The organism is Legionella sp. PATHC039, from assembly GCF_026191275.1.
GTDB lineage: Bacteria > Pseudomonadota > Gammaproteobacteria > Legionellales > Legionellaceae > Legionella > Legionella pneumophila.
The window spans coordinates 58,295-81,539 of sequence record NZ_JAPHOP010000002.1 but is presented as its reverse complement, the minus strand read 5'-3'; the positions used below and the strand labels follow the sequence as shown (position 1 = coordinate 81,539).

Here is a 23,245-nt window from a genome sequence, read left to right as displayed (position 1 = left end):
TTAAAATCCTGTCACAATACTGTACTCTTCTTTATGTGTAAGCACACGCATCAAGTGCGCCACATCATATGGACTACGCAGCTCAATGAATTTCACTTTTGGATATTGGTTCTTTAAAGCATTTAATAAAGGGTTAATCCGTTGTTCATAGTTCCACATATAACTTAATAGCGACCATCGTACCGTTTCATTGCAACCAGCGGCTCTATCATCGATTTCTGAAGCCTTATAAAACAAGCGTTTAAATACCCGCCAATAACATAGCCATTTGGGTAAATTAAAGTACAAGCACATGTCGGCTTCGCGATAACGTATCTCGAATGATTTACTGGAATTACCATCAATAATCCAGCAAGGATTAGCAACTAATTCTTTTTGGAGTGACAAAAAATCCTCATATTCTCGTGGCACCCAATCGGCAATAAAAAAATATTTGTCTAAATGGAACAAGGGAATATTTAGACTCTTTTGCAACTTAACAGAAAAAGTGGATTTGCCACTTCCTGGTCGACCAATAATCATGATGCGTTGTAAGTTTATCATTTCATTCAGAGTTTAATTTACTGTGTTCTTTTCTTAAGGATGCAAATGATTGTTGTACTCATCCACTACACTATCTAAAACTTTAAGTAGTCTGTTCTTCACTTAACTGTTTAAGTACGGTTTTTATCGTAGCATGGGAAAAACCTCGGCCACTTAAGAAACGAGCCAATTTTGTATTTATCGTCTCATCTGTATCATTTTTAAATCCACGCATTTTTTTCCGAGCTTCATCTAGGGCGCGAACTTCTTCCAGTTCAATATGTTCTAAGATTTGCTCAATCACCTCTTCTTTAACGCCCTTTTGTTTTAATATTTGTTGAATAAAACGGTTTCCTTTATGGATATAACGGGCACTTAATGATTCAGCCAAACGATTATCATTAATTAAATGTAATTCCCGAAGGCGAGCTATGGTTGCATGAATCTGAGCATCTAACTCGGGTACATGCGAAAAATCCCTCTCTAATTGCCTTATGAGCTCTTTTTCACTGCAATAATGATTGGAAAGATATTTTATTGCTGCATCGATGAGTGTATTCATACTAAAGCTCTACTATAAACCACAATTTTATTTTTGCTTTTGCCAAGACAGCCTGATTTATTTAGAATACCATTATAACAGGAAAATATTGAGTCTTTTATGCCAAAAGAAGGAAAGGCCAGAGTCTTAAGTGAAGCAGAGTTTAAGCGACTGCTTATTGTTGCCAAAGATGGGCAATTCGCTATAAGAAATAGTGCCCTTGTGTATTGTTCTTTTGGACTTGGATTGCGAGTGAAAGAAATCGCCTCTCTCACTATTGCAGATGTAGCCGATTACAACTATCAATTGACTGAAGAGATTTGTTTGAAGCGCTCAATGACCAAAGGTGAAAAGCAGCGTTACGCTTATCTTGCCAATGAAAAAATCCGTAAAGCACTCCAAGCTCATCTCGATACCCTAAAACCTGTTGCACGAGACAAACCCTTATTTCAGACCCAACGTAAAAGTCGCTTTACACCCAATAGTTTGCAAAAATGGTTCAAGTCACTCTATGATAAGGCAGGAATCATTGGGGCAAGCTCCCATTCTGGTCGACGTACTTTCATTACCCGCTTAATTGAGCAAGGCGCTGATATTAAAGCAGTCTCTCGTCTTGCAGGTCATGCCAACATTGTCACCACCGCAATTTATGTTGAAGACAACCCTGATCGCCTGAAACGTATTGCTAACTTGGCTATTTTCTAAATGACACCATGGTTTATTACTTTACCTTGGTTACACTATTTGGATTTTACCTACAATGAAGTCTACCATGAGGCACGCTTTGAAAAAGACAAACGCTATTATGTACTTCGTTTAGAGAAAGATTTACTAGATGATTGGACAATCACCGCTATTAACGGACGAATAAAATCCAAGTTGGGACAAAGAAGAATATTGGATTTTTCAACGTACACAAATGCGTTTGCTCAATTCTTAATCATGATAAAAATCCGTTATCAGCATAATTATCGACTTAAAATTTTGTATAGTGAAAATATTTTTTCCCTTCACAATCTGCTGTTTCTTTTAGTATCACAAAAATATGCTAATAAAACCCATGCCAAAAGGAAGGAAAAACCAAGATCCGAGTTGAGTCAAAATAATTGTTCCACGACTGTTCAAAACAACTTATCTCATACAAAAGCATTCCAACTTGACTTATTTTTTTAATTTCTAAAAAGAAAAGTGATCATTAAATAATCAGACCGATTTAAGAGCGCTCTAATAGTGATTAGAAAGAAGCTGAGCTCTTGCCACACTTTACCATTCGCCGTAGTCCAATCGTCTCTTGAAGGTAAAATTTGGAGGTCATTTTTTTCCAGTATACCAGTAAAATTATAACTACAGACTCGAGGGCAAACATCTTCTAATTTTTCCACATAGTTATCCACTAATTTTGTGAATAAAAAAATAGCCCTACCCTTCCACCTTAAGATGGGCCATTAACCAATCTGCTTCCTCTAAAGAGTCAAAACTTATCACCACCCTACCTTTTCCTCCATCATTAAAATGCATGTTAACTTTGGATGAAAGTTTTTTCGATAATTGTGCCATCCAATCTTTCGTTTTTTGTTCAAATTGGGGATCTAGAAAAAACTCTTGTTTATCTTCTGGCATATTTAAGCGCTGAACCAATTTTTCAGTTTCCCTAACGGATAAAGACTTATTGATAATTATTTTTGCTGTTTCTGCTTGTTGTATACTCGACAAACTTAATAAAGCTCTGGCATGCCCCATTTCTAGTAATCCCATTTTTAACATTTCTTTTACTTCATCCGTGAGAGTAAGCAATCTAAGAAGATTAGTAACTGTTGTTCGCGATCTACCTAAAGTTTCAGCAACTTCACCATGCGTCATGTAACACTCTTCTATTAACCGCTGTATAGCTTGTGCTTCTTCCAATGGGTTTAAATCTTCTCTTTGAATGTTTTCAATTAAAGAAACTGCCATCCCGTTTGCTTTATTATATTTTCTGATGATTGCAGGGATTTTTTCTAATCCTACTATTTTAGCTGCACGCCAACGCCGTTCACCCGCAATAATTTGATATTCATTCCTATTATGATCTCTTTCTTTGACAAGAATAGGCTGTATAATCCCATGCTGTCGAATTGACGAGGCCAGTTCTTCTAGTGAAGCATCGCTAAAAAACTTTCTAGCCTGATTTTGATCTGGATAAATTTTTGATAAACACAGATCAATTGCTTCCAAGGATTGTATGTCATTTTTTAGATTAATTGGTTCAAAGGCAGGAAATTTCATATTAAACCGCCTCCATTTTAATGGGCTTCTCTAAATAATGTTGCTTTAATTTTTCCCGGGTTTCCAGAACAAATTTCTGCATGTTTTTAACATGCTCTTGATTATCTCCAGCTTTAGTATAACCTGATAGTTTTTCCCAATGATTAAGCTCTGCCTGTAAAGCGAATAATTTCTTTTCCCACTCAATTTGTTCATTAGATTCTTTTTCTTGAGAACCGTCTGGCTTAGATTCTTCCTTGAATTTATAATCATATTTTAAAGCACTAATAAAATATGGAATTGGATAAAAACCTGTGCGCTCTTTTTTTGCATATTTCTTGGTATAGTTAATCTTCTCTTGAATATATTCTTCTGAGTAGTTATTTATAATATTTTCTAATATAGACTCATTTAATATACCAAAAGTTACTTTTATTTCTTTATGCATCTTCTCATTTTCATAATCAATACAGCTGACTTCTGATTTTATTGTATTTTTTTTATTCTGGACTAACACCTCAAATCCAGTAATTTTTCTACCAACTCTTATTGGATCCAAACTAACAGCAAAATTAGCTCGATCATTAACCTCTTCTAATGAAGGCGAAATGACATTTCTTGTAAGTTCCCGCATACTTGGATATTTATCTTCAGGAACTCCTAAAATTTTTCTAAATGTATCTAACGAAATAATTTTATTTTTTTGTAAGTTAATAAACCGTGTACTATTTTCATAAAGAGCATGACCATATTTCGATTCAAATTCAGATTGCAGATCAATGTCAATAGTACCGTATATAGATGGATTAACTAGTAAATCAAGCATGATTTTATGAAAAGAAAAATTGATGGTATTATCCTGATAGAACGTAGGTGCACCATGTAAAACTCGTAAATTTAAAAAAGAGATATCTGTAGGTACCTTATCTTTCAATAAATTCCATTCTATTTTTAATGATGCCAACCCATCAATGGACTCTTTTAGATATTGGGTATTATTACTATTGAACTTAACTGCTTTTAACAGCTTAGAAAAAGGCATATTGCATTCGACAGCGACCGAATTTTGATGGTTATTTATGCGGCCATCTCCTTTTATTGCTTCATACAAAAGCACATTGACAATTTTCCGTTGCAATACACTCATTAAAGAGTATGCATGAATAATTGTTACATGTTTACGTATTGTTTTTTCAGCGAACATTACCCATTCCGTTTGGCCTTTTTTCTTATTTTTTCCTCATCATTCTACTCAAAATAGCAGCGCGTATTATGGCAGTTTGAGGGCCTCTTATATCAGGATATTCCTTTACAACTTCACTTCTCATATCAGAAAAAAAACATCGTTGCTTAAATGTCATGTAAATTTTATCAAATACAAAATTTTCACTATTCCCTTCTGCATTGAGTACCATTTCTTTGTAATCAGGATTTTCCTTTAACATTATGATGGCTTCGTTTACCCAATCAGTTTTCTTTTTTAAATTATATTTTTCAGAATTTAACAGAATTTCTCTGAGTGACTCTTTAATTTCTTTATTAATAGTAAATGTAATAATTTTCTTATCGTCTTCATTATTATTGAGTTTCAGTTTATTCATTTTAATCACACTTCCTGAGCAATTAGAGGAATTATTTTTTTAAAGCACTCCTCAACTGATTTACCATTATTCCATTGGACATTATTGCTTAACATATTCATTTGCTCGACGATGCTCTCGTGTAGAATGTTGCTTGAAACTAAGGCATCAAAGATAATTTTGGCAATATTGGGTTTTACCTTACCTAAACTAACATTTAATTGTTTACGTCCTCTTATTTCTTTTTTTGTAACTAATGAAAATTCGAGTTCTTTTTTTAGCTTAACAATTGCTTCAAAGGATAGATTTTCTATGGCAGCCTTTAAAAGAACTTGTTGATGTTCTGCATTTTCAACTGAAATAATTAATTCAATTAACTTTATATTCTCTATTTTTCCTTCAACAATCGCTTGTTTTATGTCTGGGCTAGCTTGCAGAATCAGAATATATCTTCGAGATTGTGTTATGGACATTCCTGTTAAGTCACTTAAAACTTTTGATGTTATTTTCTCGTTATCATTTTTTCCTTTATTTTCGTTTAAATATTCCTTAACAATAGCCTCAATGCTCGCAACTCTTTCAGCCAGAGATAAGTCAACACGCTCATTATTCTCAATCCACTGTAGAACTCTTAACTTTGTACCAACAGGTCGTTGACTTGCAATTCTTGCTATAATTTCCTTTTTACCAGCAATCGCTGAGGCCAAGGTTCTACGTTCACCAGCGATTAAACGACATTTGTTCCCAAACCTGTATACAAATATGGGGTTAATTAACTGATCATCTAGTATAGTTTTTGCTAATGACTCAAGTGACTTCCAATCATTTTTCTTTTTTGCATAGTCAGGATCAGAAGGATCTATTCCATTCATAGCATCATGAAGAGTTAGTGCTAGTTCACGATTGTTTTCTGGATCAAGTTCTATTTTATCTAAGGATAATACTTCTATTGACAGTTCCCCAGCATAATCATTGGCAATCGCCAGTGTTCTTGATATGGCTTCCTTTGTCTCTCCGGTTTTGACTGGATTTAGTTTGAATTTACTAACCATAAGAAGCCTCCTTTTCTTCTATTTTGTTGTATACATTATGAAATACCCTGTCATATACATAAGAACACCATTTTTCACTCTCAATTCTAGCTAGATGTGTTTGCGGTAGATTAAATACACAATTAGGTTTTGCATCTTCTACTACCAATTCTGAATAAATAGTTCTTTGGGCGATCGGAGGTAACAACCATTCTTCTGATTTCTCTATCGAACGCAAGTCATTAAGGAACTTAGTATGTACTGCTGTTTTACGAACTTGGTTAGGTAAAATTCCCGCTATTTTGATTGTGTCATCTTTTACTCTTCTAAGTTGCTCTTGTGAAATTGCTTGGATCATACCTATGGTTCCATTAATACCATATTGTTCTAGTTCGGTTGGCAATAGTCCATGAGTTGCTGCTCGCAACCCTGCCATTGTTAGTGGGCCAAACTGTGGATTCGTATCAATAATAACAAATTGGTAATCACTGTGGGTTGACAGCATTTCGGTAAATTCTTTAAGACGATTTATAACTTTTTCTTTTACATCAACTTTTAGAACACGTTGTGCATCTTCCAGTAATGAAGCAAAAGAAGGGAAACAATGTAAATTGTCAACCCATGTTGGGTATGGATAAATAGATTTACCTATGAATATATCTGCAATACTACTAACACCATCCCAATGTGGATCATCTTCTGGTAAGTTATTAGGATCCCACTCTGGATGCGCTTTAGGCATATAACCCGTTGGGTGAGCAGGATCTCTGGTAGTTGGAATTAGGCTAGATGAAGAATTACCTTGTGGGTCTAAATCAATAAATGCCCCTTTCATGTTTTTACATTTAGCTAGATATTGTGCAAGAGTGAGTGCAATAGTTGATTTGCCAATCCCTCCTTTGTTTCCGGCTGTTGTAATTACTTTCATCCATCCCCCTTCTTACAATAAGGTGTTTTGTACTATTTGTTATTAGGCTATCTTCTTTGAAATGAATTTGCAAGCGGTAATTTGTACTATTCTTTTAAATTTATAAAAAAGAAAAATATATATCTTTTTTCTTCTATTCATAGATTCCTTATATAAAACACAGTAACTAATTGATTTTAAATGATTTATGAAAGGATAATTGTGTATCTATTTGGGAGTGATAGTGTAGGTTTATGAGTTTTTCTGTGTAGTAATATGGGGTTCAAAAGGTTTTTTAATCATATGTGTAGCTTTATGGGGTATTGTGGTGTAGTTATATGATAATGGTGTAGATTTATGGGAGAGATTTTAACTTTTATCCATAATCTACCTAATGCAATGAATGCTAGATTTTAGGCGGCTGGATCTTTTGCTCTAGAAACTTTGAAAATTCGGAGTGGCAAGTGGTATTGCGAATCTCAGTAAAAGATTATCCTGATGTTTGTTTGGGTATACTTATCTTTTGTATTAAATCTCTACCCTGCAATAAGATATGTTTAACTGGATAGTACCACACTATACTTTTTGCGTTTGCTCGAATAAGTCGCACATTGATTAACTTTGATAATAGAATAAATTCGGGAATAGATATAAACGAATGTTATTTCCATATTCTAGATTTCATTTCTAGTTGTAACAGAATAACTTCATTTGCGATTAAATAATCATACCAATTGCTACTTTGTAGCGGTGTTAGTTTGTGATTAATTCTTGCTAAGTATCTTGGTTATTCAGCTATATATGCCCGTAATAAGGGTCCACGTATTGAGTTAAATCTATTATAAGTAACCATCCAAAAACATTTATAACAACTCCCGATATGCGTTAAACTCAAATTGAATAGGGTCAAGCAAATTTATTTTCATTGTAATGCCAGATAAATTTTCTAATACGAGCAATCAATTGCTCAATACAAGTAAATCCATTCGCACCATATATTTTCCTCTTCAACCACTTCCAAAATAGCTCAATTGGATTATATTCAGGTGAATATGGTGGTAAAAAAAATAACTCCACCCATTCGTGTTTTTTCACAAATTTTGAAACCTTTTTGCTGCGATGAATAGAGCCATTATCAATAATCATCACTATCTTTTTGTTGGGTTTAGCTTTTATGTAATTGATGTAGAAATTGAATAAATATCTTAGAGTTCCTCTTTCGGCTTGTTTCCAATAAAAAGCTTGTGAGCTTAAACTCAGAGCACCAAATAATGTTTTACTTTCTCTCATTTTGTTGGTGTGGACGGGTTTTTTTTCGCCACGTTTAAACCAACCTCTCTCTACATAGGGTTCGTTTGAGAAGTGAGACTCATCTGCAAATAATATTTCTATTTCATGCTCTAACTTTTGTTTACTTAGCGATGCAACCATTTTTTCAATATAAGCTGCTTTATCTTCTTTACTCGGCGCATTCAGTGGGGGCTTTTTAGAATAGCGTTTATATACCCATCCATGCTCATGAAGTGCTCGCTTTACTGTTGTCGCACTCACAGAGCCAACCGTTTTAGTCAATTGATCTAATTGAAGATTAATTTGCCATCCAGACTGTTGGTAACCGTACTCCTTGGGCGATACACTTAGCAATTGGTTGAGCTCTTCCTTGACTTTTTCTCTCAATTGATTCGGTCGACCGCTTGAATTTTTATCTATTAATCCTGAAATGCCAAAATGTAAATAACGTTTTATCCAACATCTCACCGTGTGTGGATTACGACTCAATTGCGCTGAGATTTCACCTATACTTTTGCCTGATGAGGACAGTAAAACATAATACGCTCGCTCCCCTATATTTTTTCCCGTTCGCGAGCCTCTTAGTTTTAGAAGTGTTTGTTTTTGCTCTTGCGTGATAATCACTTTTATCGCTTTACCCATCCTTAAAACTCAGCTACTCCTTAAAAGTTGATGCGGACATTACACTATCTTTATGTTTTATAAAAGATTATGGATGGTTGCTTATTTGTCTTTGTCCATAGCGAAGATTATATTTTTTTAACGAATATTGATCGCTGGTGTTGTTGGAGCTGAGATTAGCTTCTCTACTTGAATGGATAAATTAGTTTTTATAACTATGTATCTATTATCAAGTTAAATAGGTTTATCGCTTAACATTTTTCAATAATCCATTTAACGATAAGATCTTTTCTCTCGCAGTATTTATTTAACTCATTTATAGATCTAAGAAATTTATTCCTGATTTAAGCAAAGCTTGTTGTTTTTTAAATATTAAAGTAATCAACCTATACTAAATGTGTGACGAATTAATTATCTACAAATATTAATTAATAGGGTTGCATTCTAATTTTATGATAATCTTAATTATCTTTAGGATGATGTTTTTTGTTTTTGGACTGTTGAATTTTTTATTAAATTCGATCCTGTCTCTGTTTCAACAAGCGCTTTTAATTTTACGAGACTTCTACTAGGAATTATCGGTTTCATAAATTGTCCCCGGGGGATAATTTTAGTAACTTATTGATTATAAACAATAAAAATAAACAATATTCTGTAATTCACATGGGGGTTATGGAATGGTGTAGATTTATGAGGCGGCAAATTTTAAAGCAAATTATGGTGATTACAAATTAACAAACGTTTGAGAGAAAAAAAATTAACAGGAAAAGTATTCAAACTTAATCGCAAAATATAAACAACTACAACTTAAGTGACAAAATATAAAATTGAGGAGGAAAAAATTTGAATAATCATTTATTATACAAAGCGACATCCATGTTAGTTTAATTTTCCTTAACAGCAATGATAATGGAACAATACAGTATAAATTAGGAGTCTGAAATATTGGCGATTTATCATGGGTGTGATGCAATTAAAGCTGTAACGTAGAGGAATTACTATATGACTATTATTGATGCAAGACCTACCTGTTTTTATCATCCGATAAAAGTCATTTTTTTAGATGATAACCGTGCATTTTTGGATGCGTTAGATTTAGAATTTGGCGAAAAATTTAATATACTGACACTTACAAGCTCAGATATGGCTTTTCATCTGATTGATAATGATAGTCAGGATGTTACCCAATCAATTTTCAAATTGATGAATGATGTTAATCTAGATACTACTAATGATCGGGTTATTGGCTTTGATGTTAGTAAAATGTTAAACCTGATTTATGATAAAGCAAGGTTTGAGCATGCCCCACTGTTAGTAGTGGATTATCAAATGCCCGTTATTAATGGAATTGAATTTTGCAAAAAAATTAAAGAGAAAAAAATCTTTAAAATTATGCTAACGGCAGAAGCAGATAAAGATACAGCGATCAGCGCGTTCAATAACGGTTTAATTGATAAATTTATACTCAAGACAAGCGAAAATCTATATCCAGAAATTACATTAGCTGTCGATGACCTAACTCAGCGCTATTTTAGAGAGTTAACAAAGAATATAGTTAATGCGTATGAAAACTCCATTAGTGATTTATTTGGTAATGAATTATATCAACAATTATTTGCCAGTGTTTTACTGCAAGCACAGGCTGTTGAATATTATCTAGTTGATAATTCAGGGAGTGTTTTATTTCTTGATAAAGATGCCAAACCTACATGGCTTATCATTAGACATGTAAAAGAGCTATCTGATCAATTAGATTTAATGCAGGGATATGAACTACCCAAACAGACTATAGCCGCTGTTGCAAAAAAAGAGAAAATATTATTCTTGTTATCAGAAAAAGAATATAAAAAACCAATAAGTGAGTGGATTAACTATTTATTTGATGCGAAAAAGCTAGATAACAATTACTACTACAGTATTACCAAAGATCATTTAACTGATTCTATAAATTGGGGAAGGGTGGTTTCATATTCCTCATATCTAGCAGAGAGATAATTTGGCAGAATTATTCATTCAAAAGAGATAGAAAATAATTTTCAATCTTTACAGTCTGCTCACGAATAGTGCTCATGGAATATAAAAATTTTTCCATCTGTTTTTGATTAATATCGCTGGTCTCCATTGACTGTGAAATTGTATTAATGAAACTCGAAGCCGATTTTGTCATGCTGTTGATGATAACAATTGAGTTTAAAAAATCGTGTTTTAATTTATCTTTATCCGTTGAGTTCATGTTAAATTCCCGTGTGCAAATCGAAAAGGTGGTTCTTTACCAACAATGGATTTAATCCATGGCATTTGGCTAAATCGATCTCTTGAATGGCCAGTGGCAAGATGAACATCAATAAAGCCCTTATCAAAAAGGAGTTTTGCACAATCCTCGCCTCTAACATTGTTTCCTAGATCTGAATCAATATAAATAAGAGTATTCTCACCATAATTATTTATTTCATTTATGAACTCATCAAATGAAGAATAAGTTGAAATACATTGTCCAGCCTCTTCAGCAGCAAAGATCCAAGTCATTCGCATCATTTCATCGTCATCAATAAAAACAACCGTATTTATATGTTCTTTCTTTGGAGTTTCAATAATTTTAATATAGGGTACATAAGATTTTGGTATGATTTTTACACCAATATTTTCGCACCGATTTCGTATAGCAATATCTTCAAAGCAACTGGTAACTAAAATAGCTTTGCCATTTAAATTAAGCTCTTCAATCACATCTAAACCATTTTTAACATCAGCGAGCAGCTCATAATCTACTAAATATAATACTGGGATTTCTGGATCAACTTTATACTGTAATAAGTCGATCGCGTTATAAAAATGAAACATTTTAACGTGTGAAATATTTGAAAACCGTTCATTCCATGCATCATGGATGGATATATCGTCATCTAATACGACAATATTAGTACCATGCCTAATATTCATTGAATCACAGAACCAGCTAGGAGGGGTAGACCGAATTAGAGTGATCTGAATTTTTGTTCCAACTTTTTCTTCGGAGTGAATATGCATTGAACCATTGATTTGCTCTAAATATTGTTTAGCATAAGATAAGCCAAAACCAGCACCAGTTTTCTTATTAAAGCTAAATCCTTGCTCCGTAACCTTTGGCAAGATATCGCGAGGAATGCCGCAGCCATTATCTTCTATAATAATTTCGACATGGGTAGCATTGCAGGTTAGAGAGATAATAATAGAGCCATTAGAATTAACTGCTTCAATACCATTATTAATGAGATTGGATAGAACACGCTTAAAAGAATCAGGGTGTATGTTAGAAAAACAATTATATGAGTAGTCCGACCCAAGTAAGTTGATTTGAATGTTGGTTCCGTAATATTCATATCTTTTTTCTGCAACGATATTATCTAAAACAACAAATATTAATTCTGGAGAATTATTCATATTTATTTCGCTACTCTTACAGTCAAGCAAATTATTTTTTGATTGTATGAGTAGGTTATTAGCAATATCATTGATTCTTTTAGCTGCATTTCTGATCATAATGCGTTTATTTTCAGGAATTGATGTTACATCAGCTACTGCGGTATTTATTGCCGCTAATGGTGATCGAATATCGTGAGCAACAAGCTCAGCAATATTTTTTCTTACCTCGTAATAGGCTTTTTCTTTCTGTAAATTGATTATTTGTCGATGTTCATCAATAAATTTATTAGCAATTTGTCTGTATTCATTAATTTCAACTTTTGCAAAATCAACAGCATTATTAGTTTGATGTGATGAAATGAAATCGAGCAAGTATTCGGTATTGTTTGCTATTTTCTTTCTCATGGAAAGGAATAAAAATAAGAAATTAAAAAGAAATATTCCAAGTACGATCAATAAAATTAACAAAAGACCATAGGATACTGGCAAAGTATAGATGGAATTATATTGCTTACTTGCAACCACCGAGCCCAATATCTTTTCATCATTTTTAATTAATGTTATACCAGAAATTTGCCCATTATCTTTTTTGCATAGAAGGTAATTGCTTTTGCTGTTTTCTTCGCAAGTACCTACATCTTCTATTTTATTTTTTAAAGGAACAAATTTTATTGAGTCTAGTTTGCGTTCATTACCTAAATTGTATAGTACTAAATCAAGAGCATCCTTATTATTAAGCAGCTGATACCTACCAATTTCATCAGTGGTAAATGAGTCATTAATAATTAAATTTCTGGAAAAAACACTCATCTGATTATGAAAATAATCTTTTGCAAGCATGAGTATAAATCCAAAAATAATAAATTGGATTAGAGCAGAATATGCCATTTTCTTGATAAAAATTGCTTTGATTGAAGAGCTTTTATTTTTCATAAGCATATCCATTGCTATTAACTGATAAAATAACGTAATTGGTCGATCGATAAAATTGACCGTTTTTTAAATAAGCTCCAGTAATTCCTGTATAATTAGTATTTAATATGCTATTTGTATTGACGATACCGGTTCTATCCAATGCTTTTAAAATGATCTTCATTGAATCATAAGTGTATACTGCCAATACAGTGGGTTTTTCATGGTATTTTTGAACATAAATATTTTCAAATCTGGTTAAAGCATCATAGGGCTGTATAAAATCCAAATTACGGATAAAATGAGAACGAATGACTTTATCATTTAGTCGCATAAAAAATGTTTGACTGACTGAAGAACCAAAGTTTTCTGTGCCAATAAAAACAGTACAATGGTTATTCATAATATTGGCAATTTTTGCTGATGCTATTGCACCTGACAATAAAAAAACGTATTGATATTTTCGCTCATTCAAAAATTTCTTCAGTTTTCCCTCTATATCGCTGTCATTTTCTAGAAAATCGAATGTAGAATATTGTATGTGTTCTTTTTTTAGAGTGCTGGAGTACACTTCCTTATACTTTAGCATCTCATCACGGTTAATTTCCGTTATAAGTAACACGTTGTTTATATTTTTATAACGATCTTGTAAGTAGCTCATCATTTTATCAGCTTGGTAATTATAGCTGGGCATAAAGATAAAAATATTCTTGGGTAATTGATCAGAGTTAGTGGTGCTAGCGTAAGAAGTAAAAATAGGTATGGTGTCATTTTTCTGTTCTTTTACAGCTAATAACAAGTCGGAAAGATATTCAAACCCAATAATTGCGGAGCAGGAGTCATTTACCATTTGATTATAAATATGCATTGGCTCCAATGGTCTGTTATTATAAAAATAACTCTTGATTTCAACTTTATTAGCAGGATCATTTTCTTCTTTGGCAAGATATGCCGCATTTAAAAAAGACTGGCCATATGATTTTAAATTTTCAACAACTCTTCCGGTTAAACATATTTTAATTTTAGATTGTGCGTAAACAACAGTGGATATCAGTATAGAAAATAATAATATGATGGCCTTAGAGCTACTTAATAAATTCATTTAAAAGCTCACTAAAACGATCATTCTCTTCTAGATGTGGGTAGTGGGAAGATTTATTGAAAGTTATAATTTCATGATTGTTTGACAATACTATTTGGTGTCCGTTAATGACAAAATCATGAAAACCATTTATCCATAATTTGCGGATTTTAAGCTCATCAATATTAACAGAAAAATTCGCCTCTTTTGAATAAAGATCTTTTCTTACACTGATAAACGTGTTTGTATTTAATGGTAAATTGATATGCTTTTGAATATCTTGGACCAAATTATAATATTCTAAATTGGCCCAATACAGATAAGGCCTGTCTTTATTTTCTTGGAAAACTGGAGTTAATTGTTCTGATAGTTCCCAGATTTTATTAAGATCAAGATTATTAATTTCTTTTAATATTTTGTTATATAGGTCTAAATTACTTTTTTTCAAATAGGATAGGTCAAGCATTAAATTATTCAAACGAGGCGTTAGTATTGATTTAGCGGTAGAAACAAAAACGCCAGGGATGGTAGACTCATAACTTTTGTAGTAATCAAAAAGAAGTTTTGCACCATAACTATGTCCAATCAATGCATTGATGTTAAGATTAAAATGGTCAGCAAGGTATAGAATTATTTTTTGCAAATCAATTATATTATCTTGCTGTAGTACTAGCTTTTTAATTTTATTAGATTTACCGCAATTTCGTTGATCATATAGAATAATATTGCACTGCAGAGGATTAAATAAATTATGATGCTCAATAAGATACTCTATGGTTCCACAATTAAGGCCAGGACCACCATGAATGAAAAGAGCATAAGGTAGGCTGGAGCTTTTAGTAAATCTGACTATATAAAATTCTTGATGTGGCAAAATATCTTTTTTGTAAGCTTTCATTAATTACTTTCTCGAAATATTCTGCGGATCCATACAATTGGGGCAGCAAATTTAATAGCGGTATTTTTTATTTCTTTTTTCACTAATGTGGTTTTTTCATTTAAACAAACTAAGTCATAGCGAGCTGGTTCTTCTCCATGCTTTAAGATCCTAACGAATACTTCATCATTGTCCGCAATAATAATACAATCTTTGCCAATGGCACTCTCAATATTGTTGACTATTATACCGCCAACATAATTGCCAGGGTATAAGAAAGGTATCATGCCATCATCTTTTATGACAGTGTCAATAGAGTTTTGTAGTTCTCTGAATAGTAGTAATTCTTTAGCTATGTGGCTTTCGTCACCCTCTTGGATATCTAAATCTTTTGTGATTCTTGTGGCATTTTTACCAATGCCATGCATTAACCATGACTCTGTGCAATAAATATTTAACTCTTTAGATCGCTTAACGATTTTTACAGCCCCCTGTTGGGATAAACCCCCTCCCCAAGCCAATTCCCATCCCTTTAATGATTGAGCAGTAAAATTAGAATCGCGACAAAAATCTTCTCGTGTAAAAGACAGAAGATGCTCGCGTATGAATCTTATTCTTTTGCCCCGAGACTCGGGGGATGAAACATTGTCTATTACAGGATTGCTCATATTTAAATAATTCAGTCAGATACATGTTTATTCTATGATATACCAAAATGGTTAATAAATCTTCGTAAGAATTTACCAAAAAAATAGTTTAAAAAACATCAAAATACAATGCGTTATAGCATTCTAGGTGTGATAAAGCATTATAAATTTACCTTTATGGTAAAAATATCATTGTAATTTTTACCATAAACTGATACTCTTATCTAAATAAATTATGTAAATAAAAGGACTTGTTGATGAAGTTGGATGTTGAGTTATACATTAATGCTAGGAAACAAATAGAAAAAAAGTTTCAATTATTGCCCTATGGTCCTAGATTAATTATTTATGAGCTATTAAATCTTGCAAATCCTCTTACAGGCATTGTATCTGATATTAGTTATCGTGATCTATCAAAAGCCTTGGAGATTAAATCCGCTCCAGGTCGAATCAACAGTGGTATTCCATCCAAGCAAACCATCAGAAATTTCATAAAGTCTATAGAACATGAGTGTGGTGAATACTTTAAAGTTATAACTGAAGGGCAAAATTTAAAATTTATGTTCCCTGAGGCTCCTCAGATCTATAATCAATTGATTAGAAAGAAAGAAGTTAACACAGATCTTAATTCACCTAAATCCCTTATGGATTCTGATATAGAAGGAAAGTTGGAGGTACAATCTAACATAGAAGTTAACAGAGAAGCTAACACACTCAAAAGTCCTGCAAAGAATATTAAAATATTTAATATAACTAACTCAAACAAACAAACTCAAACTGCGAATAATGATTTTTGTTGCAGCAAAAAACAAATTCATGACGACTTTTATCCAAACCCAAAAACCATCGAAATGGCATTTTCCATGGGACTCACCAAAGTCACCGATTTAAAAGAAATTCAGGCATTCATAAAACATAACAAAAAACACAACACTCAATGGGCTGATTTTAATCCAGTATTCATTAACTGGTTGGAAAGAGATTCCCAATATACCCAAAACAAACAACAAAAGGCACAAGGACAATTAAGGAGTCATCACAATGAGCGTGGTACCAATCAAAGCACTCTTAACCAAACAGCACTTGAACGAGTCAGCGAACATCATGGCATTTCAATCGACTCACTCTGGGACACCCAGGACAGTGAACTCAACTCCGGTGCATTTATCGAAGGAACACTTGTCCAGCCTCTGGATGAAGCTGACCGCAATATACGGGCAACTTTTTATCAGTAAGCATGGAGTGAAAGATACGGGAGTTTGGTTTGCCGCACTTAAAGATTTAACTCCAAAAGCATTAGACAGTGGTGTGGAACGATTAATGGCTTTGAATAAAGGCGACAAGTTTTGTGAATTTCCACCCAATTGCCTGCAGTTTCGAGCTTTGTGTCTTGGCTTTTATAGTGATTTGCGACTGCCTTCTGCTGCCCAGGCGCATAGGGAGGTATTAAACAGCGCTTATTCAACGAACCCAAACTGGAGTCATGCAGTGGTTAAATTTACTGCTAAAAGACTGGGGCTTAAATTTCTGGAAATTGATAATGAAGGCCATTCTTTTGCAGTATTTAAAGAAGCCTATGAACAGGTATGTCATTTAATGAGACAAGGACACCAGATCCCGGAAATTAAAGAGAAGGTCTTGTGCGCTTTGCCTCAATCAAAGGACATTGCAACAACACACCTTGCGAAAATTCGCCAGTTATTGGGAGTTGCATGATGAAACAAATTCCATGTTTAAAACTGTTTACAAAGGAAGAGCTGTACTGTCTTTTAAACGCCTGCTCCGAGTCATTGGCTCTGGCCTATCAGGAAATCCCTGAATGCGATTTCTGGCACATTGCGATGGAGGCACGATTGGCATGCGAAGCGCTTCGATTCGAAATTGATTCACAAAAAAAAGAATATTCAATTCACTAACCAATAAAAGGAACACAGCATGTTAATACTTACACGTAGAATAGGCGAAACCGTACTAATCAATGATGACATTTATATCACCGTGCTCGGTGTTAAAGGGAATCAAGTCCGCTTAGGGTTCGATGCACCACAAGATGTAATTATTCATCGTCAGGAAATACATCAAAAAATTAAAAATGAACAATCTCTGTTTTTAAATAAGCCTGGTAAGTGGAAGGAAGAGCGTGGCGTACAGACTCATTAACCAATCAAATCATCATACTAACGAGTTAAGGGAATAAAATGAAACCATGCATTAACCAGATACAAAAGGCAATTACCACTTTAGCTTTAACTGGATCTTTTGCCCTGTTGGTGAGCTGTGCTGCTACATCAACAGTAATTGAACATCGTAACTTAGAAACAGATACAAAACTCAGCCAAACGATTTTTCTTGATCCTGTGGCTCAAAGTCAAAAAACGATTTACATCACAATTAAGAATACTTCTCAAGAGTCATTATCCATTGATAAGTCACTAAAGCAGGCATTAGAAGAACATGGCTATAAAGTGGTTGGAAATCCATCCAAAGCCCATTACCTGCTACAAGCCAATATTTTAAAGGTTGGAAAAATGAGCGTGTCTGCAAGTCAGTCTGCGCTAGGTGGCGGGTATGGCAGTGCATTGGCGGGGGCTGCAACAGGAACTGCACTGGGTGCATTAAGCGGTCATTCAAGCACCATGATTGGTGCAGGTATTGGTGGAGGAATTATTGGTTTGGCTGCAGATTCTCTAGTCAAGGCAGTGAATTACACGATGATTACCGATGTACAAATTTCTGAGCGCGTTGGAAAGGGTGCCGTTCATGAACAGTTTAATTCCAACCTTCAAAATGGCACTGCATCTGGAACCACCCAGACATTGAGCAAACACAGTGATTACCAACGCTATAGAACGCGGGTGGTATCCAATGCCGATAAAGTCAATCTGAGTTTTGCAGAGGCAAGACCAGCACTGGAACAAGGTCTGGTAAAAACATTAGCGGGCATTTTTTGATGCAGCCTGATTAGAGCTTCATGAAAAAAAGCGCATAGGATTTAAAAAAACAATAATTAGTTAAAGAGGGAATAGTAATGAGAATCAATGTAATAGCAGGACTTATCATCACCGCACTGGGTTCACCCTGTGCTGTTGCAACCAGTTCGAATCACTACGATTTAGAAAGACGAATTTTTGAGACGTCTTATCAACTAAACCAGATTGCCGAAGAAAACAACTCCGATTTATGTTCTGGAGATGTCGCAATTGCTGCAGCCTACCTGGAATCAGCAGGAGCGCAATTGCAGCATCATAAAAAAGACAGAGCAGTTGTTTCTATGGCTTATGGATACAATGAATTAAAAGCAATCAGCAATGTAAGAAGCTACTGTACACATTTATCACCGAAGGTAAAACCCTATCTTGCACGAGTCATTGTGATGAAAAGTGAACTTGAGAACATCGACATGCCAGAAACAGACCAAACATCGGACTAAGTTTAAAGGCTTAAGTTCATAACAAAAATAAAAGGAGCTCTTAATGAACCCGATTAAAACACTCATGCTGTCGATGACTCTCATCGTTGTGACTGGAGTTATTCACGCAGAGCCCACAACACTGCCTGAAAACAACTTTAAGATTAATCAGAATCTGACTGCCGTTTCAACTGAAAATGATGAACAGGATGTCGAATATTTTAAACACATTCTTTCCGGTGGAGCGCTTTTTACGCTTTTGCTATCAATGGATAAGGAGGTTCCTGACGTAGCCAAAGCAGTTGAGTATGTGGCTTTGTTCAAAAAACTGGATTCTGCAAATCACCTACTGACACAAATTTTAGTTGAACTTAAAAAGAACAACCACCTATTAAGTCAAAGCATGCTCGATAAAGGAGTAACCATGAATGGATAAACGCTCTTTATAAAACCACAAAAACACGATTCATTAAATAAAAAGAATAAAAAATGAGCACAAATTGGGGCTCAGGGGATTTTTTTAACCAAAAAAGGAGAATGTGATGAACTATAGAACAGCAATGAACGATTTGAGCATTAAAGGATATCTGTATGCCAGGCAGCTGCTCCCTTTTTTAATGATTGGTTTGGCACTGTTGTGTTTGATGCCTGACTCTTGTTTCGCTGCTGAGAATCGGCTTTCTGGATTAAAAGAGGAAGTAAAGGCAACCTTTGGAGCGGATTCAGATCTCCCTTATTTTCTTTTGTTAGCAGAAGGGCTTGCAGGGGCTTATGCCTACATCAAAACCAAAAATATCGCAGTCCTTGCGGGTGTTCCGGTATTGATGGTGTTTACTCACTGGGCATTGAAATAATGGCTCGCAATTACCAAACCTTTATGCTCTCTGATGAGCCCAAAATTGCGGGTATTCCTGTTACCACAGGCCTGCCCATTTTTTTACTCACGGGAATTGGGCTTTTAACAGGACTTGCCTATCAGCTTTTTATGATAGGCGCAGCCCTAAGCGTTGCGATGCATATCAAGTATGGCGGACTGCCTCTTCGGAGTCTGTTTGCCATCGTATACTGGTCGCTGCCTCACCGGTTAACGTCCCTTTTATTTCGAGCTTTGCCCGATTCTGCCAACCGAATTTATATCAGGTGATTTAATGGATACTTCATTTCGTGATAATGCGATTGCAAAAAACAGACTGTTATTCAAGCTGACGCTGATTTGGGCGCTATCGAGTACGTTTGCAGTTATTGTTCTTTGTGCCTTAAATTTTTATACCTTACTGCATAAGCAGGTTCACTGGCTTCCAGTGTGCACTGGTTCTGAGTTTAGCATTGGTGATAAAGGCTATTCACCCGAGTACCTGAAAGAAATGACGCAGAAAGCAGCCGACTTACGCCTGACCTACAACCCTGAAACCATTGATGCACGCTACACCATGCTGTCTCATCTGATTCCAGCGAAATACCAGGAATCGTTTTCCAAACTATTGGATGCCGAGCGAAAAACAGTACATGACAAAAACGTAAGCTCAGTATTTTACGCTGAAAAAGTATCGGTGGATGTCACTAAAAACCAAGGTCAAATCGAAGGGCAGTTGTATCGCACAAGCCATGGACTTCAATTAAAGCCACAACACAAAATGTATCGAGTTCAGTTTTCACATCAATCAGGCCTTTTAAATCTTGTGTCCATTCAGGAGATACACCATGACTAACTCAATTTATGATAAAGCTAAAAAAACCATTTTTCTTATAAGTTGTTTGTGCTCAGGAATTGTTGGTGCAAGCACAGCTCCTTCGATCATCGCTTTTGAAGAAGGAGAGCAGTTTAATCTGACCTTATCGAGTATTAACTTTAATCGTGTGTTTGTTGAAGGGGAATCGATCACTAAATTAAGTTACCCAGAGCATGCTATTACAGTAGATAAAAGTGAGATGGATAATCCCGAAAGCACGGATTCTTCGGTGTATATAAAGCCCAATTTTCAAGTTCCCATTACCCTGTTCCTAACTACAGATAAAGGACATCACGTATCACTTACCTTGACACCTGATGAATCGGTTGGAAAAACCTTAAGACTTGTGCCTCGCGCTCAAACAAAATTGAAATTTGTGAAACTGGATACCCCTGATGCCAGCGAAGTAGATGAGGCAATCGCTGCCATGAAAGCAGGGGAGACTCCCAAAGAATTTAATGAGAAACGGGTTATTCCAAGTCCTTTTTACATTAAAAAAAACATTAAGGTAACTCTTGAAAAGCAATATCAGGGTAAGCGTTTCACGGGCTATGTCTATCGGTTAGAAAATACATCAAATCATGAACTAGCGCTTACAACAGCCTTATTTGCCCATAAGGATGCAGAGTCCCTGTCATTAAGTGATGAGGCACTCCCACCTAAAAAAATCGCTTATTTATACGGGTTATACAGCAATCAGGGATAAACCAGGAGCGGCTTAAAATGAGTTGGAAGGAGAGTAGGTAATGTTTAAAAAAATAAAACAATGGTTGACGCTAAAGCCTCAAAACGCCAATAAGCTCGCTAAAAAGGAACAATTGAAGCATGCAGCCATTCTATTACTGGTGGGTGGCGCGTCCTATGGATTTTATTGTTACTCATCGGCTGAGAAAAAAAAGCCAATCCACCAGGAAGAAGCTTCGTTCGAGAGTATTTTTGAAAGTACTTTTAACCAGGGCAGTGACGAAGCACTCCTTCTGCAACAGCAGCAACAAATTGATTCTTTAAAAGAGTTAGTGGCAGAACATCATAAAAAACAGCAGGAAGCAGCACCTGTGAATACAGAAAATTCGGAAACAAAAGCCTTGATCCAGGCCATGAAAGAGCAGCTTGCACACCTTGAAGAAGAAAATAAAAAAATGAACGAACAATTACAGGTTGCACTGGTTTCTACCCGTCAGGCAAGCCTGGTCACCGTAAGGCCGCCAACTCGTGAAGAAATGGAAGCACAGCAAAAGAAAAAGCATCAGGCAGAGCGCGAACTGCTGGCAAAATCAGGACTGGAAACAGTGCAATTTAACAACCGGAACAAAAGAAACAAGGAAGTACGAACCGCTAAAAATTACGTTTGGGCGGGAACCTTTGTTGAAGGAGTGTTGCTGACTGGGGTTTTAGGTGATGCAGGAATAAACGGCTCAAAAAATATGGGAACTGCTTTAATCCGCCTTACCAGCGGAGGAATCATGCCTAACAACCAGCATTCTCATCTGGAAGACTGTGTCGCACTGGTATCCACTTATGGTGATTTATCAGGAAGCTCCGTGGTGATGCATTTAGAAACACTGTCTTGCGCAGGAAACAATATCAATTTTGAACAAAAGGCCTACGGCTCTGTATTTGATTTGGATGCCATGCAGGATTTACGCGGGACTTCCATTTTAAAAACAAAACCTCTGTTAACCTATTCGGCAGCGGCAGGCATGCTGGCAGGATTTGGTGATGGTTTAAAGAATTTAAATACCGCTCAAACAATCAATCCAGGGGCAGGCACCATTACAACCTATGGGCAGGCATCAACCCTTGCTCAATCGGCTGCTGGTGGTGCGCTTAGTAATCCTGCCAATCGTATTTCAGATTATGTAATGCGCATTGCCGATATTTACCATCCACTGGTTGTGGCACGTGCTGGTCGTCGTGTTTCAGTTTTATTTACTAAAGGCTTTTGGATAGACAAAGAACATCAGGTGTATGAGTCAGGACGCGCCATCAATGAAGGACGTGCCCAAAACGAGTCTGGGGTTACAACCACTGTAAGCCGTGCCTATGAATTAAATACACACCCTGTGAATGGCGCTTCATTGATGCAGTCCAATAATCAAGAGCCCATGGTTCAAACCGTTAATCCTGTTGAGAATCCACTATTAAATCAACCAGGACAACCCACTACCCCATTATTTTCAACCGTACAAAATGAGGAGCCACTTCATGATTAAACCTCTATTTTTATTGAGTACCCTTTTCTTAGTGTCGCAGTTATCTGCCTGCTCCAAATCCATCCTGGACAACGAGGATGCCAGATGCCCCTTTGCTGACAGGGGTGGTTGTCAAAGCATGGAGATGGTGAATCGCATGGTACAGGAAAAACGCTACACACCCGATGGTCAATTCGTGCAGCAAGCAAAAAGCCAGGTTCTTTATTCAGGTTATAAGTAGGCGCTGACCAGTTCACAG

General features: G+C 35.4%; 29 protein-coding genes. 16 read left to right on the top strand and 13 right to left on the bottom strand.

All coding sequences use genetic code 11. The annotated features are described in order from the left end of the window. Both OQI99_RS15635 and OQI99_RS15630 read right to left on the bottom strand, forming a co-directional pair. Entirely contained in the window at nucleotides 1–543 is a 543-nt protein-coding gene (locus tag OQI99_RS15635) for a DNA topology modulation protein (RefSeq protein WP_025520183.1), read from the bottom strand. Between the two features lie 82 nt (nucleotides 544–625). Further along, on the bottom strand, nucleotides 626–1,084 hold the full coding sequence (locus OQI99_RS15630) for a regulatory protein RecX (protein WP_021460575.1): 459 nt from the start codon (nucleotides 1,082–1,084) through the stop codon (nucleotides 626–628). A gap of 99 nt (nucleotides 1,085–1,183) precedes the next feature. Here OQI99_RS15630 and OQI99_RS15625 point away from each other — a divergent pair, with 99 nt between their 5' ends. Together OQI99_RS15625 and OQI99_RS15620 are read left to right on the top strand one after the other, a co-directional pair. Further along, a complete protein-coding gene (locus tag OQI99_RS15625) occupies nucleotides 1,184–1,768 on the top strand; it encodes a tyrosine-type recombinase/integrase (RefSeq protein WP_021460574.1) in 585 nt (194 codons plus the stop codon). Continuing rightward, complete coding sequence (locus tag OQI99_RS15620) at nucleotides 1,769–2,236, top strand: hypothetical protein (RefSeq protein WP_021460573.1); 468 nt, start codon at nucleotides 1,769–1,771, stop codon at nucleotides 2,234–2,236. It abuts the gene before it with no gap. Nucleotides 2,237–2,482: 246 nt separating this feature from the next. On the opposite strand, the gene OQI99_RS15615 is transcribed toward OQI99_RS15620, so the two are convergent. The 6 genes from OQI99_RS15615 to OQI99_RS15590 all read right to left on the bottom strand — a co-directional run bounded on the left by OQI99_RS15615 (nucleotide 2,483) and on the right by OQI99_RS15590 (nucleotide 8,757). Next, on the bottom strand, nucleotides 2,483–3,277 hold the full coding sequence (locus tag OQI99_RS15615) for a ParB/RepB/Spo0J family partition protein (RefSeq protein ID WP_237758678.1): 795 nt from the start codon (nucleotides 3,275–3,277) through the stop codon (nucleotides 2,483–2,485). 52 nt (nucleotides 3,278–3,329) lie between these two features. Further along, nucleotides 3,330–4,511 (bottom strand): replication initiation protein, encoded by a 1,182-nt coding sequence (locus OQI99_RS15610; RefSeq protein WP_021582604.1) that lies wholly within the window; start codon nucleotides 4,509–4,511, stop codon nucleotides 3,330–3,332. A gap of 25 nt (nucleotides 4,512–4,536) precedes the next feature. After that, nucleotides 4,537–4,908 carry a hypothetical protein gene (locus OQI99_RS15605; protein ID WP_021582605.1) on the bottom strand — a complete coding sequence of 124 codons (372 nt, stop codon included), beginning with the start codon at nucleotides 4,906–4,908 and terminating at the stop codon, nucleotides 4,537–4,539. Nucleotides 4,909–4,913: 5 nt separating this feature from the next. Next, a complete protein-coding gene (locus OQI99_RS15600) occupies nucleotides 4,914–5,939 on the bottom strand; it encodes a ParB/RepB/Spo0J family partition protein (RefSeq protein WP_021582606.1) in 1,026 nt (341 codons plus the stop codon). Further along, nucleotides 5,932–6,846, bottom strand: a complete 915-nt coding sequence (locus OQI99_RS15595) for a ParA family protein (protein WP_010655313.1) — start codon at nucleotides 6,844–6,846, stop codon at nucleotides 5,932–5,934. The genes OQI99_RS15600 and OQI99_RS15595 overlap by 8 nt, the downstream gene beginning before the upstream one ends. Before the next feature lie 885 nt (nucleotides 6,847–7,731). Next, complete coding sequence (locus OQI99_RS15590) at nucleotides 7,732–8,757, bottom strand: IS630 family transposase (RefSeq protein WP_021460567.1); 1,026 nt, start codon at nucleotides 8,755–8,757, stop codon at nucleotides 7,732–7,734. A gap of 981 nt (nucleotides 8,758–9,738) precedes the next feature. On the opposite strand from OQI99_RS15590, the gene OQI99_RS15585 reads away from it, so the two are divergent. After that, the gene (locus tag OQI99_RS15585; RefSeq protein WP_021460566.1) at nucleotides 9,739–10,731 is read left to right on the top strand and encodes a response regulator; all 993 of its coding nucleotides are present in this window, start codon (nucleotides 9,739–9,741) and stop codon (nucleotides 10,729–10,731) included. 10 nt (nucleotides 10,732–10,741) lie between these two features. On the opposite strand, the gene OQI99_RS15580 is transcribed toward OQI99_RS15585, so the two are convergent. The 5 genes from OQI99_RS15580 to OQI99_RS15560 are packed head-to-tail and all read right to left on the bottom strand — an operon-like array spanning nucleotide 10,742 to nucleotide 15,676. Then, nucleotides 10,742–10,969, bottom strand: a complete 228-nt coding sequence (locus tag OQI99_RS15580) for a hypothetical protein (protein WP_021460565.1) — start codon at nucleotides 10,967–10,969, stop codon at nucleotides 10,742–10,744. After that, nucleotides 10,966–13,071: a sensor histidine kinase gene (locus OQI99_RS15575; RefSeq protein ID WP_021460564.1), complete on the bottom strand. Its 2,106-nt coding sequence runs from the start codon at nucleotides 13,069–13,071 to the stop codon at nucleotides 10,966–10,968. The genes OQI99_RS15580 and OQI99_RS15575 overlap by 4 nt, the downstream gene beginning before the upstream one ends. After that, the gene (locus OQI99_RS15570; RefSeq protein ID WP_021582607.1) at nucleotides 13,061–14,152 is read right to left on the bottom strand and encodes an ABC transporter substrate-binding protein; all 1,092 of its coding nucleotides are present in this window, start codon (nucleotides 14,150–14,152) and stop codon (nucleotides 13,061–13,063) included. The genes OQI99_RS15575 and OQI99_RS15570 overlap by 11 nt, the downstream gene beginning before the upstream one ends. Next, entirely contained in the window at nucleotides 14,136–15,029 is an 894-nt protein-coding gene (locus tag OQI99_RS15565; RefSeq protein WP_021460407.1) for an alpha/beta fold hydrolase, read from the bottom strand. The genes OQI99_RS15570 and OQI99_RS15565 overlap by 17 nt, the downstream gene beginning before the upstream one ends. Then, nucleotides 15,029–15,676, bottom strand: a complete 648-nt coding sequence (locus OQI99_RS15560) for a hypothetical protein (protein WP_021582608.1) — start codon at nucleotides 15,674–15,676, stop codon at nucleotides 15,029–15,031. Before OQI99_RS15560 ends, OQI99_RS15565 begins: the two co-directional genes overlap by 1 nt. A gap of 236 nt (nucleotides 15,677–15,912) precedes the next feature. Here OQI99_RS15560 and OQI99_RS15555 point away from each other — a divergent pair, with 236 nt between their 5' ends. The 13 genes from OQI99_RS15555 (at nucleotide 15,913) to OQI99_RS15495 (ending at nucleotide 23,227) form a co-directional block, all read left to right on the top strand. Then, nucleotides 15,913–16,890, top strand: coding sequence for a hypothetical protein (locus tag OQI99_RS15555; protein WP_021582609.1), 978 nt, complete (start codon nucleotides 15,913–15,915; stop codon nucleotides 16,888–16,890). A gap of 7 nt (nucleotides 16,891–16,897) precedes the next feature. Continuing rightward, nucleotides 16,898–17,371, top strand: a complete 474-nt coding sequence (locus tag OQI99_RS15550; RefSeq protein WP_237758679.1) for a hypothetical protein — start codon at nucleotides 16,898–16,900, stop codon at nucleotides 17,369–17,371. Next, complete coding sequence (locus tag OQI99_RS15545) at nucleotides 17,371–17,571, top strand: hypothetical protein (protein WP_019350435.1); 201 nt, start codon at nucleotides 17,371–17,373, stop codon at nucleotides 17,569–17,571. Before OQI99_RS15550 ends, OQI99_RS15545 begins: the two co-directional genes overlap by 1 nt. A 19-nt stretch (nucleotides 17,572–17,590) precedes the next feature. Then, nucleotides 17,591–17,815, top strand: coding sequence for a carbon storage regulator CsrA (gene csrA, locus OQI99_RS15540; protein ID WP_042238390.1), 225 nt, complete (start codon nucleotides 17,591–17,593; stop codon nucleotides 17,813–17,815). Nucleotides 17,816–17,853: 38 nt separating this feature from the next. Then, nucleotides 17,854–18,606 carry a complement resistance protein TraT gene (locus OQI99_RS15535; protein ID WP_021460413.1) on the top strand — a complete coding sequence of 251 codons (753 nt, stop codon included), beginning with the start codon at nucleotides 17,854–17,856 and terminating at the stop codon, nucleotides 18,604–18,606. Nucleotides 18,607–18,683: 77 nt separating this feature from the next. After that, entirely contained in the window at nucleotides 18,684–19,085 is a 402-nt protein-coding gene (locus OQI99_RS15530) for a hypothetical protein (protein ID WP_021460414.1), read from the top strand. Between the two features lie 43 nt (nucleotides 19,086–19,128). Beyond that, complete coding sequence (locus OQI99_RS15525; protein WP_021460415.1) at nucleotides 19,129–19,500, top strand: hypothetical protein; 372 nt, start codon at nucleotides 19,129–19,131, stop codon at nucleotides 19,498–19,500. A 106-nt stretch (nucleotides 19,501–19,606) separates the two neighbouring features. Further along, the gene (locus tag OQI99_RS15520; protein ID WP_014845152.1) at nucleotides 19,607–19,918 is read left to right on the top strand and encodes a type IV conjugative transfer system pilin TraA; all 312 of its coding nucleotides are present in this window, start codon (nucleotides 19,607–19,609) and stop codon (nucleotides 19,916–19,918) included. Further along, nucleotides 19,918–20,208, top strand: coding sequence for a type IV conjugative transfer system protein TraL (gene traL, locus OQI99_RS15515; protein ID WP_021460416.1), 291 nt, complete (start codon nucleotides 19,918–19,920; stop codon nucleotides 20,206–20,208). The genes OQI99_RS15520 and traL overlap by 1 nt, the downstream gene beginning before the upstream one ends. Before the next feature lie 4 nt (nucleotides 20,209–20,212). Continuing rightward, nucleotides 20,213–20,773, top strand: coding sequence for a TraE/TraK family type IV conjugative transfer system protein (locus OQI99_RS15510; RefSeq protein WP_021460417.1), 561 nt, complete (start codon nucleotides 20,213–20,215; stop codon nucleotides 20,771–20,773). Continuing rightward, a complete protein-coding gene (gene traK, locus OQI99_RS15505; protein ID WP_021460418.1) occupies nucleotides 20,766–21,500 on the top strand; it encodes a type-F conjugative transfer system secretin TraK in 735 nt (244 codons plus the stop codon). The genes OQI99_RS15510 and traK overlap by 8 nt, the downstream gene beginning before the upstream one ends. 40 nt (nucleotides 21,501–21,540) lie before the next feature. Next, nucleotides 21,541–23,007 (top strand): TraB/VirB10 family protein, encoded by a 1,467-nt coding sequence (locus tag OQI99_RS15500; protein WP_042238376.1) that lies wholly within the window; start codon nucleotides 21,541–21,543, stop codon nucleotides 23,005–23,007. After that, nucleotides 23,000–23,227: a hypothetical protein gene (locus tag OQI99_RS15495; RefSeq protein WP_021460420.1), complete on the top strand. Its 228-nt coding sequence runs from the start codon at nucleotides 23,000–23,002 to the stop codon at nucleotides 23,225–23,227. The genes OQI99_RS15500 and OQI99_RS15495 overlap by 8 nt, the downstream gene beginning before the upstream one ends. Nucleotides 23,228–23,245 lie beyond the last annotated feature (18 nt).

Coding starts and splice junctions, on each gene's coding strand:
- OQI99_RS15635 (WP_025520183.1), bottom strand. CDS start 543: ATGATAAACTTACAACGCATCATGATTATTGGTCGACCAGGAAGTGGC.
- OQI99_RS15630 (WP_021460575.1), bottom strand. CDS start 1,084: ATGAATACACTCATCGATGCAGCAATAAAATATCTTTCCAATCATTAT.
- OQI99_RS15625 (WP_021460574.1), top strand. CDS start 1,184: ATGCCAAAAGAAGGAAAGGCCAGAGTCTTAAGTGAAGCAGAGTTTAAG.
- OQI99_RS15620 (WP_021460573.1), top strand. CDS start 1,769: ATGACACCATGGTTTATTACTTTACCTTGGTTACACTATTTGGATTTT.
- OQI99_RS15610 (WP_021582604.1), bottom strand. CDS start 4,511: ATGTTCGCTGAAAAAACAATACGTAAACATGTAACAATTATTCATGCA.
- OQI99_RS15605 (WP_021582605.1), bottom strand. CDS start 4,908: ATGAATAAACTGAAACTCAATAATAATGAAGACGATAAGAAAATTATT.
- OQI99_RS15600 (WP_021582606.1), bottom strand. CDS start 5,939: ATGGTTAGTAAATTCAAACTAAATCCAGTCAAAACCGGAGAGACAAAG.
- OQI99_RS15595 (WP_010655313.1), bottom strand. CDS start 6,846: ATGAAAGTAATTACAACAGCCGGAAACAAAGGAGGGATTGGCAAATCA.
- OQI99_RS15590 (WP_021460567.1), bottom strand. CDS start 8,757: ATGGGTAAAGCGATAAAAGTGATTATCACGCAAGAGCAAAAACAAACA.
- OQI99_RS15585 (WP_021460566.1), top strand. CDS start 9,739: ATGACTATTATTGATGCAAGACCTACCTGTTTTTATCATCCGATAAAA.
- OQI99_RS15580 (WP_021460565.1), bottom strand. CDS start 10,969: ATGAACTCAACGGATAAAGATAAATTAAAACACGATTTTTTAAACTCA.
- OQI99_RS15575 (WP_021460564.1), bottom strand. CDS start 13,071: ATGAAAAATAAAAGCTCTTCAATCAAAGCAATTTTTATCAAGAAAATG.
- OQI99_RS15570 (WP_021582607.1), bottom strand. CDS start 14,152: ATGAATTTATTAAGTAGCTCTAAGGCCATCATATTATTATTTTCTATA.
- OQI99_RS15565 (WP_021460407.1), bottom strand. CDS start 15,029: ATGAAAGCTTACAAAAAAGATATTTTGCCACATCAAGAATTTTATATA.
- OQI99_RS15560 (WP_021582608.1), bottom strand. CDS start 15,676: ATGAGCAATCCTGTAATAGACAATGTTTCATCCCCCGAGTCTCGGGGC.
- OQI99_RS15555 (WP_021582609.1), top strand. CDS start 15,913: ATGAAGTTGGATGTTGAGTTATACATTAATGCTAGGAAACAAATAGAA.
- OQI99_RS15545 (WP_019350435.1), top strand. CDS start 17,371: ATGAAACAAATTCCATGTTTAAAACTGTTTACAAAGGAAGAGCTGTAC.
- csrA (WP_042238390.1), top strand. CDS start 17,591: ATGTTAATACTTACACGTAGAATAGGCGAAACCGTACTAATCAATGAT.
- OQI99_RS15535 (WP_021460413.1), top strand. CDS start 17,854: ATGAAACCATGCATTAACCAGATACAAAAGGCAATTACCACTTTAGCT.
- OQI99_RS15530 (WP_021460414.1), top strand. CDS start 18,684: ATGAGAATCAATGTAATAGCAGGACTTATCATCACCGCACTGGGTTCA.
- OQI99_RS15525 (WP_021460415.1), top strand. CDS start 19,129: ATGAACCCGATTAAAACACTCATGCTGTCGATGACTCTCATCGTTGTG.
- OQI99_RS15520 (WP_014845152.1), top strand. CDS start 19,607: ATGAACTATAGAACAGCAATGAACGATTTGAGCATTAAAGGATATCTG.
- traL (WP_021460416.1), top strand. CDS start 19,918: ATGGCTCGCAATTACCAAACCTTTATGCTCTCTGATGAGCCCAAAATT.
- OQI99_RS15510 (WP_021460417.1), top strand. CDS start 20,213: ATGGATACTTCATTTCGTGATAATGCGATTGCAAAAAACAGACTGTTA.
- traK (WP_021460418.1), top strand. CDS start 20,766: ATGACTAACTCAATTTATGATAAAGCTAAAAAAACCATTTTTCTTATA.
- OQI99_RS15500 (WP_042238376.1), top strand. CDS start 21,541: ATGTTTAAAAAAATAAAACAATGGTTGACGCTAAAGCCTCAAAACGCC.
- OQI99_RS15495 (WP_021460420.1), top strand. CDS start 23,000: ATGATTAAACCTCTATTTTTATTGAGTACCCTTTTCTTAGTGTCGCAG.